Below are 16,608 nucleotides of genomic sequence, written 5' to 3'. Positions count from 1 at the left end.
CTCATGAGCTTAGGGTCAGTTGCCGCAGGTCGCGCAAGGCCTGGTGGGAGGGCGAACCGGGTTCGGTGGTGTAGAGGACGAGGCGGAGGTCCTCGCGGTCGGGCACGGGCATGACCTGGCAGATCGCGTCGATGGTGCCGACCAGCGGATGCGTGACCTGTTTGCGCTGCTCCCTGCGGATCTCGACCTCGTACCTGGCCCACAGCTCGGCGAAGTGCGGGCTGAGCGCCAGCATCTCGGCGACCAGCGCCTGGATCTTGCGGTCGTCGGGGTAGCGGCCCGCGGCGGCGCGCAGGTCGGCGACGGAGGAGCGGGCGAAGCGGCCCTTCTCCTCGTCGCTGAGGTATTCGGCGATGTGGGGGGACATGAAGACCCAGCGGATGACGTTGCGGTCGTCCGGGGCCACGGTGTCGAGGCCGCCCATGAGCACGTTGGCCAGGGGGTTCCAGGCGCGGATGTCGTACCGGGCGTCCAGCACGTACGCGGGGACCTCCTCCATGAACTCGAGCAGGTGCAGCAGGCTCTGGGGCACGTCCTCCCTGATCCGGGGCGTCTCCACCGCGTGCCCGGCCAGGTGGAGCAGGTGGGTGCGCTCGTCGCCGCTCAGCATGAGCGCCCGGGCCAGCGCGTTGAGCACCTGCCGGGACGGGTGCGGGCCCCGGCCCTGCTCCAGGCGGATGTAGTAGTCGATCGACATGCCCGCGAGCTGCGCGACCTCCTGCCTGCGCAGGCCCGGCGTGCGGCGCCGCTCGCCGCCCGGCAGGCCGACCTCGGCGGGGGTGACACGGGAGCGCCTGACGCGAAGGAAGTCGGCGAGTTCGTCGCGGTTCATGCCTCCATCCTCAGGGATGTCCGGCCGCGCGTGGGTGGTACCGCTGATACCAGCCTCCCCAGACCTCTCCCGGACCGGCTGTGACCTGCGCGAACGTGGAGGCATGACGACGATCGCCCTCATCACGGGCGCCAACAAGGGAATCGGCTACGAGATCGCGCGGCTGCTGGCCGAGCAGGGTGTCACCACGATCGTGGGGGCGCGCGACGAGGAACGCGGGAGGGCCGCCGCGCAGCGGCTGGGGCAGCCGTACGTGCGGCTCGACGTGACCGACGAGGCGAGCGTGGCCGCCGCCGCCAAGTGGATCGAGCAGGAGTACGGCCGGCTGGACATCCTGGTCAACAACGCCGGGATCACCGGCGGCTTCATGGACCCGCGCCCCAGCGCCACCCCCGCCGGGGTGCTCAGGGAGGTCTACGAGACGAACGTCTTCGGCGTGGTGACGGTCATCAACGCGATGCTGCCGCTGCTGCGGGAGTCGGAGGCCGGGCGGATCGTGAACATGACGAGCGAGCTGGGCTCGCTGACCATGGCGATGGACCGGGAGAGCCCCTACTGGGACGTCAACATCATGCCCTACAACTCCTCGAAGACGGCGCTCAACATGGTCACCGTCAGCTACGCCAAGGAGCTGATCGACACCCCGATCAAGGTGAACGCGGCCAACCCCGGCTACTGCGCCACCGACCTCAACGGGCACAGCGGGTTCCGGACGGCCGAGCAGGGCGCGGCCATCGCCGTGCGGCTCGCCACCCTCGACGCGGACGGCCCTACCGGGGCGTTCCTGGAAGACCGCGGATCTGTCAATTGGTGAGGTGTCAAGCCTGGTGAATAGGACAGAAGGGGGTGATGGGACGAGATCTAGATAAGGAGCGGTTCACCGAGGCGGAGTACGCCGCCTTCGGGGAGCGGATCCGGGAGCAGCTCGGGGTCCTGCGCGAGCTGCTCGCCACCCCCGGCTTCGGCGAGGGCCCGGCCACGATCGGGGCCGAGCTGGAGCTGTTCCTGGTCGACGAGCGGGGCCGGCCGCTGCCCCGCAACAGCCAGGTGCTCGAAGCCCTCGGTGACCCCCGCGTGGTGCTGGAGCTGGGCCGCTACAACATTGAAGTGAACCTGACCCCCACCCCGCTGGCCGGGCGGCCCTTCGAGCGGCTGAGCGGCGAGGTGCAGGAGACGGTCGTCAAGGTGGACGGGGCCGTGGAGGGCGGGGGCGCGCTGCCCATCGGCATCCTGCCCACGCTCGACGCCGAGGACTTCACGGTCGGCGCGATGAGCGACCAGAACCGCTACCGGGCCATGAGCAGGGGCATCAGGCGGTTGCGGCTGGAGCCGTTCCTGGTCAAGATCGACGATTTGGAGCTGTCGGTGGAGGACGTGATCCTCGAGAGCGCCAACACCTCCTGGCAGGTGCACATGCGCACGCCGCCCGAGCGCTTCGCGCGGCTGTTCAACGCCGCCCAGCTCGCCATCGGCCCGGTGCTGGCCGCCTGCGGGAACTCGCCGTTCTTCCTGGGCAGGCGGCTGTGGGAGGAGACGCGCATCGCGCTGATGGAGGAGGCCGCCGACGACCGGGACGTGCAGCGGCGCGAGCGCAGGGACGGGCGGGTCACGTTCGGCTCCGACTGGGTGCGCGAGGGGGCGTACGAGCTGTTCGAGCGGTACGTGCGGGACTACGATCCCGTGCTGCCCGATCTGCGGGACGACGCGGAGCCGTACGAGGTGCCGGAGTTGCGGCTGCACCAGGGCACGATCTGGCAGTGGAACCGGCCCGTGTACGACCCGGCCGACGGCGGCCACCTGCGGATCGAGATGCGGGCGCTGCCGGCGGGGCCCTCGTGCGCGGACATGGCGGCCAACACGGCGTTCCTGCTGGGGCTCACGCTGTCGCAGGCGGAGCGGGACCTGACCGGCTTCCGGTTCGGGGAGGCGTACCAGAACTTCTACCGCGCCGCCATGCACGGGCTGGACGCCAAGCTCTCCTGGCCCGGCTCCGACGCCGAATTCGAGGCCGCCGACCTGGTGCTCCGCCTGCTGCCCGAGGCGCGGGAAGGGCTGCTCGCGGCGGGGGTGACGCCGTCTGACGCCGACGGCGCGCTGGACGTGATCGCGCAGCGCACCCGGCTGCGCCGCACGGGCGCGGTCTGGCAGCGGGAGGCTCTGGAGCGTTTCGAGGGCGACAGGGAACGGCTCGTCCAGCGTTACCGCGAGCTGTCACTGTCGGGGCTTCCGGTGCATTTGTGGCCCTGAACGCAAACTTCTATCGCACTCCGTCCGTCAAACTAGGTCAAGGGACGGCAAAGCGAGGAAGTTATGGCGGCAACGGGGATGGTACCCACGAACAAGGCACCCTTCGCCTTGCGCCGGGAAACGGGCGACCTGGCCGAAGGGGCGGCGAAGCTGGCGGGGGAGATCGGCAGCGCCGGTGTCGAGGCGGTGCTGGCGCAGGCGAACCGGGTGGCGACCCGCAAGGGGGCATCGGGCGCGCTCGGGGCGATGAGCCCGAAACCGGCCGAGTGGTACGCCTTCGACGTCAAGGACCAGGACACGGTCGACTGGTACCCGCAGGGGCTGACCTGCTCGGACGAGTCGGGCTCCATCGGGGTGCCGGCGTTCCTGGCGACCTGGTACTTCAAGCCGGAGGTGGGCGAGCGGGGCATCAGGCTGTCCTTTCTCAGCCCCAAAACCCTGAAATATCAGCATGCGCTGCTGGTCGAGGCGAAGCCGGATGGTTCGTACGGGCCGATCAACATCCACGCGGGCGGCGTCGCGTGCGACGGCGACCTGCTCTACATCGCCGACACCAAGCGGGGGCTGCGCGTCTTCGACCTCAAGCACGTGCTCGACCTGCGTACCGCCCAGAGCGACCTGGGCGACCCCAAGCAGGTCGGGCGGCACGGCGGCAAGTTCCACGCCTTCGGCTACCGGTACGTGATCCCCCAGACCGACTTCTGGAAGGTCGCCAAGCCGGGGCCGCTCTTCTCGTTCGTCTCGATCGACCGCAGCGGCGGCACGCCGCGGCTGGTCACCGGCGAGTACCGGGAGGACGACCCGGGCGGCTGGGTGGGCCGCTGGCCCCTGGGCCTGTCCGGCGGCGAGCCCGAGGACGCCTACGTGATGGGACAGCCCAAGATCCAGGGGGCCGTCTCGTGGGGCGGCAAGTGGTACCTGAGCCAGGCGGCCGGCGCGAACGCCAACGGCAAGCTGCTCGTCCAGGCCGACGGCAGGCTGCAGACGCGGGGCTTCCCCATCGGGCCGGAGGACCTGACGGTGCAGGGCGGCAAGCTGTGGAGCGTCACCGAGTTCAGGAACCGCCGGATCATCTTCGGCGTGCCCCTCTAGGGGCCTTCAGCCCTTGAGGTGCTCGTACAGCACCTCGCGGTAGTGGCGGTCGAAGTCGTCGTAGCGGGCGCGCAGCTCCGCGCCCGGCCAGCCGGCCGGCAGCAGCTCCCTCGGGAGCAGCGGGTCGGCCAGGAGATGGCGCAGCACGGCGGCCGAGACCAGGAAGCCCTCGGCCAGGCCGCCGGCCCGGTCGAGGGATCGGTCGAGGGCCCGCTCCAGCCGGTGGGCCTCGGCCGCCCAGCCGTCCAGGTCCCACAGCAGGGGAGTGGGGTCGTCGTGCGGGCGGCCGTCGATCAGCGTGCACTGCGCCGTGACGGCCTCCGGCCACGCGCGCACCAGGTTGGCGGGCCGCATCCAGGTGCCCTCGCGCAGCTCGGCCAGGCGCAGCGCGGTCATCGTGGCCCGGAAGGCGGCCCGGTCGGCGGGCGCGCGCCGCTCCGCCGTCACCACGGCGATCTCCCAGGTGCCGTCCCACGGCCTGGTGTGCGGGTCGCGGCTCTCGTCCTGCCTGGCCTGGCGCTCGGCGAGCCGCTCCGACAGCGTGTAGAAGCGACCGTCCTGGAGGAGGTCGCCGGCCGCGACCATGCGCGACAGCGCCACCCGTACGGTGCCCTCGGCGATGCCGAACAGCGCGCCGATGCGCACCAGCTGCCGGGCGGGCAGCCGCGGCGGGTGGCTGCCCAGCAGCGCGCTCAGCACGGCCGATCTGGCGCTCAGGGTGTTACGCTCTTCCATCGCGTGTCGAGTATATGTAACACTCGCGAGTATGGGGCGCTATCTCATCGAACCTTTCGACCGCAGCGACCGTTACGCCACCGAGCGCTACCAGGGCGCCGCCGGGCGCAACTGGTGGACCTGCGATCCCACGCTGCGCCTGCTCATGCGGCGCCACCTGGGCGAGGGCTTCGCCTGGGCGGAGCCGCGCCTGGACCGGCTGGGCGCGCTGATGGGCGGGCTCGTGGCCGAGTCCGCGGAGGAGACCGACCGCAACCCGCCGCGGCTGGAGAAGTACGACAAGTGGGGCAGGGACGTCAGCGAGGTCGTCATGCCGCCGTCCTTTCACACGGCCCGGCAGGCGCTCATGGAGGACAACTTCACCTCGCCGTCCTTCGCCGCCGAGGCCCGGGCGCACGGGGCTGATCCGGCCGCGCTCGGCGCCGCCTGGACGTACCTGCTCGATCAGGCCGACATCGGGATGGGCTGTGCGCTCGGTACCGGCGGGGACATGGTGGTCTCCCTCGCCGACAAGTACGCGCCCGAGGACGTACGCGATCGGGTGCGGGAGATCTTCGCCAACGGCTACTACTCCGGCGAAGCCGCTCAGATGTTCACCGAGCGGACGGGCGGCTCGGACCTGGCCGCGCTGGAGGCCACGGCGGAGCCCGCCGGCGACGCGTGGCTGCTGACCGGCTTCAAGTGGTTCGCGTCCAACGCCAACGGCTCCGCGTTCGTGGTGCTGGCCAGGCGCCCTGACGGGAACGTGTCGCCGTTCCTCGTGCTGTGGGAGCGGCGGGACGGAAGCCGCAACGGCCTGCGGATCCGGAGGCTCAAGGACAAGCTCGGCACCCGTTCGGTCGCCTCGGCGGAGGTCGAGTTCAGCGACGCGGAGGCGTTCCCTCTTTTCGGAGAGGGCACCACCGGCTCCGGGCTCGGGACCATGATGAAGCTCACCAACGCCTCCAGGCTCGGCGTGGCCATGATGGGCGTCGGCGTGGCCAGGCGCGCGCTCGTGGAGTCGATCTGCTACGCCCGGGCCCGCGAGGCGTTCGGCCGGCCGCTCATCGACCAGCCGCTCATGCGCCGCAAGCTGAGCGAGCTGATCGTCGAGGTCGAGGCCGCCCAGGCGCTCGCCTTCGACGGCCTCGCCGGCCCCCGCCTGCGCATCACCCCCGCCCTGATCAAGCTGCGCGCCGCCCGCCTCGGCGTGACGGCGGCGAGCGACGCGATCGAGGTGCACGGAGGCAACGGCTACATCGAGCAGTGGCCGGTGGCCCGCCTCCTGCGCGACGCCCAGGTCAACCCGATCTGGGAGGGCGGCGACAACATCCTCTGCCTCGACGTGCGGCGGGCCATGGTGAAGGAGCAGGCCCACCTGCCCTTCCTCGACCGCCTGCGCGACCTGGCCACCTCCGGCCTGCTGCACGCCCGCATCGACGACCTCGCCAAGGCCGTCACGGCGTGGGCCGCGCTGGAGCCCTCGGTGGCGGAGGAGCGGCTGTATCCGCTGGCGCAGTTCATGGCCGACGTGTACGCCGCCGCCCTGCTGGAGGACCAGGCCACCTGGGGGCTCGACGACGGCCGCAAGGCGCTGGTGGCCCGGCTCTACGCCGAGGCCCACCTCGTGGAGCACGGCCCGCTGCGCGGGATCGACCGCCCGGCGGAGGGCCAGGAGCTGTTCGACGACCTCCTTTCAGGGGCTGTCGCGCTCTGACGAACCTGGGGTGAGCGATCCGCTCACCCCAGCGTTTCCAGCCGGCGATCACCACCAAGCGGTGCAGCGAACGTGCGGCGGCTCGTGACGACCCCACCTCAGGCACGCCCGGAATCGCCAGTTGGCGTCGGAGCTGGTGCGCTGTGCCGCGCTGGTCTTGGTCTGCCCGCCGGAGGTCACCTCGAACGGACCGCACTGGAGCCAGGTGTTGCCGCCGTCCTTGGTCCAGTCCATCCACACGCTGTCACCCGACAGCGTGTCCCCACCCAGGTGAGCCCAACCGCGGGTGACACCGCCGACCTGGCCGTAGTAGAGGGTGGCGGTCCGTCCGAAGATGCCGACCGGTGCCACCGGCGCCTGCGTGCCCCGCAGGGTGTCGGGAATGTCGCGGAAGCCGTTGGCGCCCCCCTCGCAGTCCTGCGGCGACGCGGCGGCGGGGGACGCCCCGGCGGCCACCACCTGGGTGGTGAGCAGTCCCGTGGCGAGTGCGAGAACCAGCCCTCGACGGCGGATTCGGGTAAGCATGCGATGTCTGTCCTTCCTGCTGATCGCGGAACCGACGCCGTACGAACCCGCCTTTTGAGCGAGAAACGGCGCGACGCATCGAGCCAATCAAGGAGGGCTGTCGTATCGCTTTCCCGCCTCTGTCGCGCCTGTGTTCGAGCGGGTTCAGGAGGGCAACCCGTCACACACGCAGTACGGTCGTCCCCGCCCGTCCGCCAGACCTTCAGCTCCATCGCCTCCCGCTGCATCAGCCGTTCGCCCTCCGGACCGGTGTAGGGCCAGCGGACCAGCACGTCCAGGCGCTTGGTGCCCGCGGCAACGGCGCCGCTTCGCTTGTGACGGTCCGCTGACCCTCAATCGGCATCTTGGAGGATCGGCACGACCTCAATCTCGATAGACACGCCCCAAAGCAGGTCCTCAACACCGTCCGTCGCCAGCCATTCGTGAGCATCAGCGACAAGCTCCTCCACGTCGGCCCGGTCCGGAACGCCAAGCCGTACAGCAGCCACTTTCAGGTTCTGGCCGAAATACCGGATGACCAGCGAACGGTCATCCCATCTGGTTACCTCGGTTTCCAGCCCAGGGCAGCCGTGTACTCGTAGGGTGCCGCCCAGACCCAAGACGAACTGCCGCCCGTCAAGCAGCTCCACCATGACATCGGCATCCTTCCCATGACCAAAAAGGATGATCTCCGAGAGTTGTTCGCCCGCAAGCGGCAGTTCTGTCCAAGTTGGGGGCGGTTGCTGGCGCATGTACTCGCGAATGGTTCGGACGTAGCTGCTCACAGGTCAAATCGTAGCTGCGCCATCACTCTAAGTGGCGATTTTGTGCACAGGCTCACTGCCGATCTACCTGGGTCGGATCAGGCTTCAAGGATCCGTTCGCCCGTGCCTGCCGGGCTCTCTCCAGTCGTCCGGACTGGGCAATGGGGCCCGGCAGGCGGGCCGGAAGGCAGCCAGAAGTATTGAGGCCAAAGGTCCGAGCTTCACGGCAGATACTCGCGATCGATCGAGAGATCAGCAGAGGTCGATGTTGATGTACTTGCGGGCTACCTTGTAGATCTTCTCGTCCGTGGTGACCAGGGTGCAGTCCAGCGCTTCGGCGAGGGCGACGTAAGTGGCGTCGTAACCGTTGAAGTTGGCCCGCAGGTCCCAGGCGCGCTCGGCGGTCACGTCGTCGGCGTGACGGGTGAAGGGCAGACCCGCCTTGACGATCCGGGCTCCCTCGGCGCGCGCCTCGCTGATCTTCCCGCCGAGGAGCAGGCCGCGCATGGCATTGCGGAACTCGTAGTCGAGCAGGTAAGGGATGTGGAGCCGGTTCTCGGCGACGCGTGTGAGCAGTTCGTCTGCGGGGGCGTCTCCGGCCAGGGCCTCGACGAGCGCCGAGCTGTCGATGACGATCACGACTCGCGGATCTTCCGTATCTCGGATACGACGTCGTCGTGACTCGCCCCGCCGCCGAGCGACCGGAGCGCCTCCAGCCGTTCTCTGATCGTATCCGGGGCGGGAGTGGCGGCGACCTCGGTAAGGATGACGGCCACATACGCGGAAAGCGACATCCGCTTACGCGCGGCCCGTGCCTTCAGTTCTGCGACCACTTCCGCGTCCAACCCTCTGACCTGCAAGGTGGCATCCATGCTGTAAGCATAATGCTTTTCATGCATGTGGGGTATGCACACAGCTACTGGCAGCCTGGTCACGCAGGATCTCCATCGCAAACTGGTGGCGGTCGCGGATGATCTGGACGAGGGCATCATGTCGAGGGACGGCGTGGCGCTCATGGTTACATCATCAACACGATCAGTGATGACGAGTCGCATGCGCCCGGTATGGAGTCCCCGCTGTCTGATGCATTGCGGAGAACACGGCAGGCATGCGCGGGGAACGCACCCATTCATAGTTATCTCGTTGGGTATATGGCATTCCGCTTTAACCCGACGTTCCCTGTAGTTACCATGCCATCGACCCCGGTATCTCCCACTTCCACGAGATCGGGTGATGATGGCGACGCAGGAAGAGATCGACGCCGCCCGGCGTAACATCGAGCGATTACGCGATGAGCATGTGAATGACGTCATCGCGCTTGCACGCCTGGTCGAGGATGGTGCGCTCAAAGGCGAGGCCGGAGACAGGCTCGCCGCTGATATACGCGCATGGGATCGGGGCTTCAAGGACCTGTTCACCCGTGCCTTGTCCCTGCTGGACTCCCTACCCTCATCCGGGCCGGGCAAGGGGGCGGCCCCCCGATGAGCCCGATGGTCGGCATCAACCCCACGCTGATGACGCAACTGATCAACAATATGAAGCGGGTCAGCGGGACGATCCCGGACGTCAGCCTCCAGGTGGAACGGGCTGTGGCCTCGCTGGGCGTCGAGTTGTACGGCCCTGCCCATGCCATCGGCCGCCAGATGAGCGAGCAGATCCCTTCGCTCCAGGGCCGCCTCGACCTCATCCTCGCCGAACCGGACCGCAAATCCGGTAAGGGCGGCGTTCTCTGGGCCAACGAATCGGACTGGCTGTCGAAGTCTCCCGCCGAGGGCGCGGCATCCGCCAAGGCTCTGGCCACCAAGTTGCGGGACCAGGTCAAGGGTCACTCCCTCGACGCCGAGACAGTGGCCGAAATCGAGCGGCACAAGAACGATCCGTACTTCGCCGTGGCCTTCGCCAAGGAAATACCGCCGCGCGAGCTCAAAGCCCTGATCAACAGGCTGTACGGAGCCGGCCTCCCGCAGTCGGGCCGACCATCCCAACGCGACGTCAGGACACAGGACAGGCTCGCCACCATGCTGAGCAAGATCCTTGGTACGGCCTCGCGCGGAGTGGGCCGGATGAAGCTGGCCGACGACTACGCTGATCAACTGGTCGCCGACGTCGAGAACCCGCAGGACGCGTTCGCGGTGAAAAAGCTGCTCCAAGACGGCGAGTTCGACCATACGTTCCTGCTCACGGTGGCCCGGAAGCTGTACGACAAGGACGTGGCTCATCCACCCGACCCGAGCCGGCCACGCGATCCGTGGACGATGCCCGGCCCCAAGGACGTCTCGCCCGGCGATCTCAGCCCCATGGGCACGGCCCTGGTCGCGCTCGCCCACCATCCCGCCGTCGCCCAGGACTTCTTCACCGACCCGCAGCGCAAACCACTTGCCTACCTGATGCGACAGCACCACTGGGATGGCGACGCCGACGCGGATCTCGGCTGGGCCATCCAGGCGGCCAGCACGGAATTCCGCGATCACGGCCTGCCGCCTGGCAATTCCCGCGGCTACAAGTCCGCCCTGATCGCCTCGTGGGCAGCCCACTTCTGGAGCGATGCCAAGGTCCAGAAGAATCTTCCCAATACCCGCGCCAACCTCGGCGAGATCTTGGCCCAATACACCGGGGATTTGCACCGCGACTTCCAATCCTTCAGCGAGAAAACGCCGGCTGTGGTGACAGAAGCGGACTCGGACAAGAACCTGCTAGGCGCGGAACCCTACGGCGCCAAGTTCAATGCGCCAGAGGTCAAGAAGGCGATGACATGGGCGTTCGCAGACGACGACGCGTTTCAGAGCGTGGCCGCCGCGCACGGGCTGTATTCCGCCAAGGTGCTGGACGAACTGGCTGCCAAGGTCGCGAAGGAGGTCGACGCCGATTTCGCGGCATGGCGGAAGTCGCATCCGGAGGCCACAAAGCAGCAACTCGACGCCGCACGGCAGGACATCCTCGAAGAGCGCATGAGCCGCAGCGGAGGCGCGGAATTCTCCCGGGCGACGCGCGGCCTCGGCATGACGACCTGGGTGATCACCGATGCCGCCAATATCTCCAAGATCGGAGAGGCGAAGGAGAACGACGCACGCGTCGCCGCCTTCAAGGAGATGACGGAGAAAGTCGTGGGCCTGGCTCCAGGGCCGCAGGGGAAGTTCGTCGGGCTCTTGGTCGACGAGGCCAAGAGCGCGATCTTCGGAAAGATCAAGTCCGGCCACGAGGACCAGGCTCGCCAGGACGCGGACACCGCGATGGGAGCGGCCAAGCACATGTTCACCGATCTCACGGCAGCCACGATGATGCGCCATGGCCTGTTCGGGGACGGATCCGTGCCCGCCAAGACGCACCCATACCGCTACAAGGATTTCGCTCCGGGCTCGAAAGGTCACTTCTTGGCGGATGGGGAGATCAAGCCCTGGGCCGATATGAATGCCGACGAGCGTGAGGCCTACGAGGAGTGGTTGGATCTGAACGAGACGGGTCGCGTTTTCGGTCGTCCGGATGAATCCATCGAGGCCGGCTTCAGGAGTGCAGAAAAATACTATTCCGGACATGGCTCATGAGACTTAGGCCACTAGTGTTCCCCATCCTTGCCGCCCTTGTTTTGGCGGGGGGATGCACATCTCCGCCCACTCCGCCACCGGACACCCGGCCACTCGGTAATGTGATTGCCGCCCCGCGAGAGTGCGATCTGATCTCGGCAAATGCCATCAAGATCGCAACCGGCCTCAACGACTACAAGGCATTCGGGACGAAGATGGACATGGGTCGAAGTTTCGAGTCGTGCACTGTGAGCGAGAAATCCGACACCAAAGAAACCCAAGGCCTCTTGATCGAAGTCTTCGATCCGTCTCCAAACGACGCGGAAGACTTGGAGAACACCAAGTTGTCCACTCGAGGGAAGGACCTGTCCGACGAACTCGGGCCGGGCTTCGCGGCGCGGAGAAAGAACGCCCAGGACGAGACCATCGCCTTTGTCTACGGATGGACCCCCGACTATAAGCGCCTTCTCACTGTCAACATCATGGAAGGGGCGCCAGGCCGGGACTCTCTGGCGGACGCAACCGAGTTCTTCCGCCAGCTCAAACCCCTCCTGCTGGACAAGTCCCGGTGAGGCTGCAGGATCACAGGGTCAGGAACGGTGCGGCCCCCTGACGGATTTCGGGGGCCGCACCGTTGATGACACTAAAAGTCGAATATGCCGTTCTTTGCGCCTGCTACGAACTTGTCCCAGACGGCCCGGCGGACCACCCATGGCTCGGCATCCGGCTGTTCGGTGTCGCGCAACGCGATGCGGCCATCCGGCAGATGCTTGGCCTCCAGACAGTCGCCACCCTGGTCGCTTGACGCGGTGATCCATCCGGCCGGGCTTGCTATCTCCTTGGCGACTTCCTCATTCAACTCCACGCTGCAATCTCTCCTTGATCCGCTGCACTGACAGATACTCAGGGAGTGCCGCGCTGCGTATGAGTTCGAGTCGGTCCACGAGTCGCTTGATCTCGCTGGTGGAGTCAACGACGCGACCGTGGACGGCTGATTCGACGTAGGCGGCGATCGGCACTCCGTTCTGCTGTGCCAAGAGAGCTGGGCCCACCAGCACTGCCGTACACCGGGCTGCGTACGGGAGTAGTTGGACTGTGAACCACTTGTTCTCGGCCAAAGTGATCAGGTGTTCTAGCTGGCGGTGGGTTACGAACTCGTCTCCAATCGGACGATACAGGATGCCTTCGTCTATCACAGCAAGGAATTGAGGGGGATTCGGCCGATTGAATATGGATTGTCGATCCACTCGGGCCTCGGCCGCTTCGTCAACCTGCTGCGGGGTCGCGTGCGGCCCGCCCTCGAAGATCGCACGCGCGTACTCCTCCGTCTGTACCAGTCCGGGCACGATGAGAGGGGCCCAGGTGAGGAGCTGATCGGCTTTCCGCTCGATCGGCGGCCACTGACGGAACCAATCGGGCATCCGGTTGCCGCTGATGGCCGGCCAGTGGGAGAGCAGGGGGCCGTTGAGGCCAAGTGCCTCTTCGCAGAGCTCGATCAACTCGCGCGTGGGGTTCTCCTCTCCGCGTTCTACGTTGCCGATACGGCTCTTGCTGTAGCCGATGCGCTCGGCGAGCTGTTCCTGAGTCCATTTAGCGGCATATCGGTATTTGCGTAGATCGGCACCGAAATGTGCCGCTGGGCTGGCGGTTGGGTCGAGCTCCTTGGGTGCTGGCATCACGCCTCCCGTAACCACGTCCATTCCAGCTCTTCTGGTTTGTTGCCAGTTGAAGTCTGGGACCGCTCTGGGATTGTTTCGCAAGACAATGTAGCGCGTCGCAGGCATTGTTTAAAGGGGCTTGCGGAGATGGATGATTCGCAAGCGCTCATAACAGAGCCCGGCAGGACCAATGATGGCATCGTTATGCCGGGCTAATAGGGGTATGGGTGATAAATGTGCCTTCACGCGAAATGAAACTCGTCGGCTCAATGCGGTTTCCTGGGTGCCCTCAGGTAATCCGTGATGTACGGATTTATGCTGCTCATTGGCTCGTTATGGCACTGCCGGAGGCCGCCGATGATGAGAATCTTCTGGAGGATCTGCGGCTCCTGGTCACCGAGCTCGCCGCGAACGCGATGAAGCACACCATGTCCGGTCGCTGGAAATGGGGGTCATTTCGAGTCCGCCTGTGGCTCGGCGCCGATCGGATCCGTATCGAAGTGATGGACCAGGGATGGTGGTCGGGGCCGAGACTCCGTGACGACCCATTCGAGACCGGCGGACGAGGACTTCAGATCTTGGCGGCCGTGGCGACGAAATGGGGAGTCAGAAGGCGCTCGTTCGGCCGAACCGTCTGGTTCGAGCTGTCTGTCCAAGCCCCTGCCGCAGTGGACATCGCGGATGTCCCGCATCGGCATCACGTGCAGGAACCTCGCCGAGAACTTGAGGGAAGGACCGCGTGACATGTCGAAGATCACCGACTTCCATGGCCCGCACATCGAGCCGCCCCTGTCCGGCCACGTCAAGCTGTCATGGTACGAACCCACTCCTCGGGCGCCGCGTATCCGGGTGATCTCACACACCTGTGAATGCCGCGAGACGACGTACGAACTGTGCGCCGCCGCCGGCCAGGGCTTCGTCCGCCGTACCGACCGCGCGAAGCGGACCGTACGCGAAACCGCGTGGACGTTGACCGCGACCGCCAGACGCATGTTCCAGCAGATCCTGCGCGGAGAGGCCCGATGATCGGCAGACCACTGCCCGGTTGCTAGACAACCGCCGCCAAGCAACGAGCACGGATTAACCAGGGCGGCCCGCGCCGAGTGGAGCCCGGCCAGACCGGTTCGAGGCGGCTTCTCGGCAATGGCTGACGGTGAGTTGCTGGCCGGGGACCCCGGCTTGGACGTACGCTCGCCCCGTTCCCCGAGGACCTGCCCGAGGAGGGCCGCATGACCGTACGCGTGGAGCGCGAGGGACCGGTCACCACCGTGGTGATCAGCAGGCCGGAGGCGCGTAACGCGGTCGATCGCAAGACGGCCGACGCGCTGGCGGGCGCGTTCCGTGACTTCGAGGGCTCCGACGCCGCCGTGGCGGTGCTGTGGGGCGAGGGCGGCACGTTCTGCGCCGGGGCCGATCTAAAGGCGCTCGACAACCACGTCGGCGAGGACGGCGACGGGCCGATGGGCCCGACCAGGATGCGCCTGTCCAAGCCGGTCATCGCCGCCGTGGCCGGGCACGCCGTCGCCGGCGGGCTGGAGCTGGCCCTCTGGTGCGACCTGCGGGTGGCCGAGGAGGGGGCCGCCTTCGGGGTGTTCTGCCGCAGGTGGGGGGTGCCGCTCATCGACGGCGGCACCGTACGGCTGCCCCGGCTCATCGGCGCCTCCCGGGCGATGGACATGATCCTCACCGGCCGGCCCGTCGACGGGCGGGAGGCGTACGAGTGGGGGCTGGCCAACCGGCTCGTGCCCGACGGCACCGCCCGGCGGCACGCCGAGGAGCTGGCCCGCGAGATCGCGCGCTTCCCGCAGACCTGCCTGCGCGGCGACCGGCTGTCGGCGCTGGAGCAGGAGGGGCTGGGCGAGGAGGAGGCGATGCGGAACGAGTTGCGTCACGGGCTCGTCTCGCTGCCCGACGCCGTGGGCGGCGCCGCCCGCTTCGCCGCCGGCGCGGGCCGCCACGGAGACTTCGGCGACCTTTAGGCACTCCGCAGGACACCATCCGGGGCCTGCGGGGTAGGTCCTTGTCCCATGACCGGAAACCGACACGGCACGCCGGCCGTGGTCGCGCATCGGAGGATCGACGTCGACGGGATCGAGGTCTTCTACCGCGAGGCCGGCCAGGGCGTACCTGCGCGACCTGCCGGACGCCGAGCTGCGCATGCTCGACGCCGGCCACTGGGCGCTGGAGACCAGCCTCGGCGAGATCGTCCCCTTGATCCGCGATTTCCTGGCCCGGGTCATCGGGTGAAAAGGGCTACCCCAGCACGGGGAAGTTGGCGCGGATGACGCCGTGCGGGTCGCGGGAGCGCTTGAGGTCGCGGAGCCTGGCCAGGGACTCGCGCGGGAACGCCGCCGCCGCCTGCTCGCCGCCGTGCAGCATCGTGTACGGCTTGCGCCCGCTGCTGAACGGCACCAGCGCCTTGCCCAGCCGCTCCAGCCGCTCGGCCGTGGCCTCCGTGGGCCGGCCGATCGCGTAGACCAGGTACGGCTCGTCCAGGTGCCCCGCCGCGCCGCCCCCGTCGGCGGGCCTGGACAGCGCGCCGCCCAGGTGCCGGATCTGCAGGCTGATCATCGGGTCGATCGGTTCGCCCAGCAGCACGCCGGCCACCTGGTCGTCGAGCCCGGTCAGCAGCTCGCACCGGCTGGTGCCGGGCTGGGGGTCGGTGGGTTCGTCGCAGATGGAGCCCAGCTCGGCCACCGGCAGCAGCCGCCGGTTGTCGCCGATCGCGCCGCCGATCAGCTCGAAGGGCCGCAGCAGCGCGCCCGGGTCCCGGCCCAGGTACGTGCTGTCGACCATGACGAACCCCGGCCCGCCGGGGATCTGCAGCAGGTCGAACCAGACCGTCAGCTCGTCCGGCGCGGTCGCGGTGACCTCGCGGTAGGCGGCCAGCACCTCGGGCGCCCGCTCGATCGGCCACGTGATCCGCCCGCCGTACAGGAACGGGGCGGGCCGCAGCTCGAACTCCATCGCCGTCACGACCGCGAAGTCACCGCCGCCGCCCCGCAGCGCCCAGAACAGCTCGGGGTCCCGCTCGGCCGTCACCCGGATCCGCCGGCCCTCGGCGTCCACCGCGTCGAAGGCCCGCACGCCGTCGGCGGCGAAGCCGTACTTCCTGCTGAACCAGCTCAGCCCGCCACCCAGCGTGTACCCGGTCACGCCGACCACGGGGGAGCTGCCCGCGAGGCCGGTCAGCCCGAGCGGGCTCGCCGCCGCCAGCACCTCGCCCCACTTCACGCCCGCGCCGACGCGCGCCACCCCGTTGTCGATCTCCACTCCGCCCAGGCCGCCGGTCCGCAGCAGGATGGCGCCCTCGGTGTCGCCGGAGGCTCCGTGGCCGCTCGGCTGCGCGGTCACCGACAGCCCGTTCAGGCGGGCGTAGCCGATCGTGGCCGCCACGTCGTCGGCGTCGGCGGCGTCCACGACCGCGCGCACCGGCTGGTCGACGGCCAGGTTCCAGGGCCTGCGCGCCTCGTCGAAACCCTCGTCGCCGGGGAGGAGGACGCGGCCGGTCGTCAAGTTCTTCAGTTCGTTCATGGATCAAGCATGCGTTTCGGCACTT

19 protein-coding genes are annotated in these 16,608 nt (G+C 68.0%); 10 read left to right on the top strand and 9 right to left on the bottom strand.

The window, feature by feature from the left end; all coding sequences use genetic code 11:
• Position 1 precedes the first annotated feature (1 nt).
• Entirely contained in the window at positions 2-832 is an 831-nt protein-coding gene (locus H4W80_RS18390; protein WP_192786217.1) for a helix-turn-helix transcriptional regulator, read from the bottom strand.
• Between the two features lie 103 nt (positions 833-935).
• Between H4W80_RS18390 and H4W80_RS18385 the strand changes: the two genes are divergently transcribed.
• The 3 genes from H4W80_RS18385 to H4W80_RS18375 all read left to right on the top strand — a co-directional run bounded on the left by H4W80_RS18385 (position 936) and on the right by H4W80_RS18375 (position 4,171).
• Positions 936-1,646 carry an SDR family oxidoreductase gene (locus H4W80_RS18385; RefSeq protein ID WP_192786216.1) on the top strand — a complete coding sequence of 237 codons (711 nt, stop codon included), beginning with the start codon at positions 936-938 and terminating at the stop codon, positions 1,644-1,646.
• Positions 1,647-1,681: 35 nt separating this feature from the next.
• Complete coding sequence (locus H4W80_RS18380) at positions 1,682-3,079, top strand: glutamate-cysteine ligase family protein (protein WP_192786215.1); 1,398 nt, start codon at positions 1,682-1,684, stop codon at positions 3,077-3,079.
• A 108-nt stretch (positions 3,080-3,187) separates the two neighbouring features.
• Positions 3,188-4,171 (top strand): hypothetical protein, encoded by a 984-nt coding sequence (locus tag H4W80_RS18375; RefSeq protein WP_192786214.1) that lies wholly within the window; start codon positions 3,188-3,190, stop codon positions 4,169-4,171.
• A gap of 6 nt (positions 4,172-4,177) precedes the next feature.
• Here the strand turns inward: H4W80_RS18375 and H4W80_RS18370 are convergent, their stop codons facing one another.
• Positions 4,178-4,906, bottom strand: coding sequence for a PaaX family transcriptional regulator C-terminal domain-containing protein (locus tag H4W80_RS18370; RefSeq protein ID WP_192786213.1), 729 nt, complete (start codon positions 4,904-4,906; stop codon positions 4,178-4,180).
• Between the two features lie 31 nt (positions 4,907-4,937).
• Here H4W80_RS18370 and H4W80_RS18365 point away from each other — a divergent pair, with 31 nt between their 5' ends.
• Entirely contained in the window at positions 4,938-6,602 is a 1,665-nt protein-coding gene (locus H4W80_RS18365) for an acyl-CoA dehydrogenase family protein (protein WP_192786212.1), read from the top strand.
• 48 nt (positions 6,603-6,650) lie between these two features.
• Here H4W80_RS18365 and H4W80_RS18360 read toward each other — a convergent pair whose 3' ends face one another.
• The 4 genes from H4W80_RS18360 to H4W80_RS18345 all read right to left on the bottom strand — a co-directional run bounded on the left by H4W80_RS18360 (position 6,651) and on the right by H4W80_RS18345 (position 8,742).
• The gene (locus tag H4W80_RS18360) at positions 6,651-7,127 is read right to left on the bottom strand and encodes a hypothetical protein (RefSeq protein ID WP_192786211.1); all 477 of its coding nucleotides are present in this window, start codon (positions 7,125-7,127) and stop codon (positions 6,651-6,653) included.
• A gap of 332 nt (positions 7,128-7,459) precedes the next feature.
• Positions 7,460-7,891 carry a hypothetical protein gene (locus H4W80_RS18355; protein ID WP_192786210.1) on the bottom strand — a complete coding sequence of 144 codons (432 nt, stop codon included), beginning with the start codon at positions 7,889-7,891 and terminating at the stop codon, positions 7,460-7,462.
• Between the two features lie 231 nt (positions 7,892-8,122).
• On the bottom strand, positions 8,123-8,509 hold the full coding sequence (locus H4W80_RS18350; protein WP_192786209.1) for a type II toxin-antitoxin system VapC family toxin: 387 nt from the start codon (positions 8,507-8,509) through the stop codon (positions 8,123-8,125).
• Positions 8,506-8,742, bottom strand: a complete 237-nt coding sequence (locus H4W80_RS18345) for a FitA-like ribbon-helix-helix domain-containing protein (RefSeq protein WP_192786208.1) — start codon at positions 8,740-8,742, stop codon at positions 8,506-8,508. The genes H4W80_RS18350 and H4W80_RS18345 overlap by 4 nt, the downstream gene beginning before the upstream one ends.
• 361 nt (positions 8,743-9,103) lie before the next feature.
• Here H4W80_RS18345 and H4W80_RS18340 point away from each other — a divergent pair, with 361 nt between their 5' ends.
• The 3 genes from H4W80_RS18340 to H4W80_RS18330 all read left to right on the top strand — a co-directional run bounded on the left by H4W80_RS18340 (position 9,104) and on the right by H4W80_RS18330 (position 11,963).
• Positions 9,104-9,355 (top strand): hypothetical protein, encoded by a 252-nt coding sequence (locus tag H4W80_RS18340; RefSeq protein ID WP_192786207.1) that lies wholly within the window; start codon positions 9,104-9,106, stop codon positions 9,353-9,355.
• Complete coding sequence (locus tag H4W80_RS18335) at positions 9,352-11,412, top strand: DUF6571 family protein (protein ID WP_192786206.1); 2,061 nt, start codon at positions 9,352-9,354, stop codon at positions 11,410-11,412. The genes H4W80_RS18340 and H4W80_RS18335 overlap by 4 nt, the downstream gene beginning before the upstream one ends.
• A gap of 101 nt (positions 11,413-11,513) precedes the next feature.
• Positions 11,514-11,963 carry a hypothetical protein gene (locus H4W80_RS18330; RefSeq protein WP_192786205.1) on the top strand — a complete coding sequence of 150 codons (450 nt, stop codon included), beginning with the start codon at positions 11,514-11,516 and terminating at the stop codon, positions 11,961-11,963.
• A 71-nt stretch (positions 11,964-12,034) separates the two neighbouring features.
• Here the strand turns inward: H4W80_RS18330 and H4W80_RS18325 are convergent, their stop codons facing one another.
• Positions 12,035-12,256: a DUF397 domain-containing protein gene (locus tag H4W80_RS18325; protein ID WP_318786927.1), complete on the bottom strand. Its 222-nt coding sequence runs from the start codon at positions 12,254-12,256 to the stop codon at positions 12,035-12,037.
• The gene (locus H4W80_RS18320) at positions 12,243-13,091 is read right to left on the bottom strand and encodes a helix-turn-helix domain-containing protein (protein ID WP_192786204.1); all 849 of its coding nucleotides are present in this window, start codon (positions 13,089-13,091) and stop codon (positions 12,243-12,245) included. Before H4W80_RS18320 ends, H4W80_RS18325 begins: the two co-directional genes overlap by 14 nt.
• A gap of 209 nt (positions 13,092-13,300) precedes the next feature.
• Between H4W80_RS18320 and H4W80_RS18315 the strand changes: the two genes are divergently transcribed.
• The 3 genes from H4W80_RS18315 to H4W80_RS18305 all read left to right on the top strand — a co-directional run bounded on the left by H4W80_RS18315 (position 13,301) and on the right by H4W80_RS18305 (position 15,028).
• Complete coding sequence (locus H4W80_RS18315) at positions 13,301-13,792, top strand: ATP-binding protein (protein WP_337960000.1); 492 nt, start codon at positions 13,301-13,303, stop codon at positions 13,790-13,792.
• A 1-nt stretch (position 13,793) separates the two neighbouring features.
• The gene (locus tag H4W80_RS18310; protein ID WP_192786202.1) at positions 13,794-14,075 is read left to right on the top strand and encodes a hypothetical protein; all 282 of its coding nucleotides are present in this window, start codon (positions 13,794-13,796) and stop codon (positions 14,073-14,075) included.
• A 203-nt stretch (positions 14,076-14,278) separates the two neighbouring features.
• The gene (locus H4W80_RS18305; protein WP_192786201.1) at positions 14,279-15,028 is read left to right on the top strand and encodes a crotonase/enoyl-CoA hydratase family protein; all 750 of its coding nucleotides are present in this window, start codon (positions 14,279-14,281) and stop codon (positions 15,026-15,028) included.
• 274 nt (positions 15,029-15,302) lie between these two features.
• On the opposite strand, the gene H4W80_RS18295 is transcribed toward H4W80_RS18305, so the two are convergent.
• Positions 15,303-16,583 carry an FAD-binding oxidoreductase gene (locus H4W80_RS18295; protein ID WP_192786200.1) on the bottom strand — a complete coding sequence of 427 codons (1,281 nt, stop codon included), beginning with the start codon at positions 16,581-16,583 and terminating at the stop codon, positions 15,303-15,305.
• Positions 16,584-16,608: the final 25 nt, after the last annotated feature.

It is taken from the genome of Nonomuraea angiospora (genome assembly GCF_014873145.1).
GTDB lineage: Bacteria > Actinomycetota > Actinomycetes > Streptosporangiales > Streptosporangiaceae > Nonomuraea > Nonomuraea angiospora.
The sequence above is the reverse complement of the archived record's forward strand: the minus strand, read 5'-3'. Positions and strand labels throughout refer to the sequence as shown.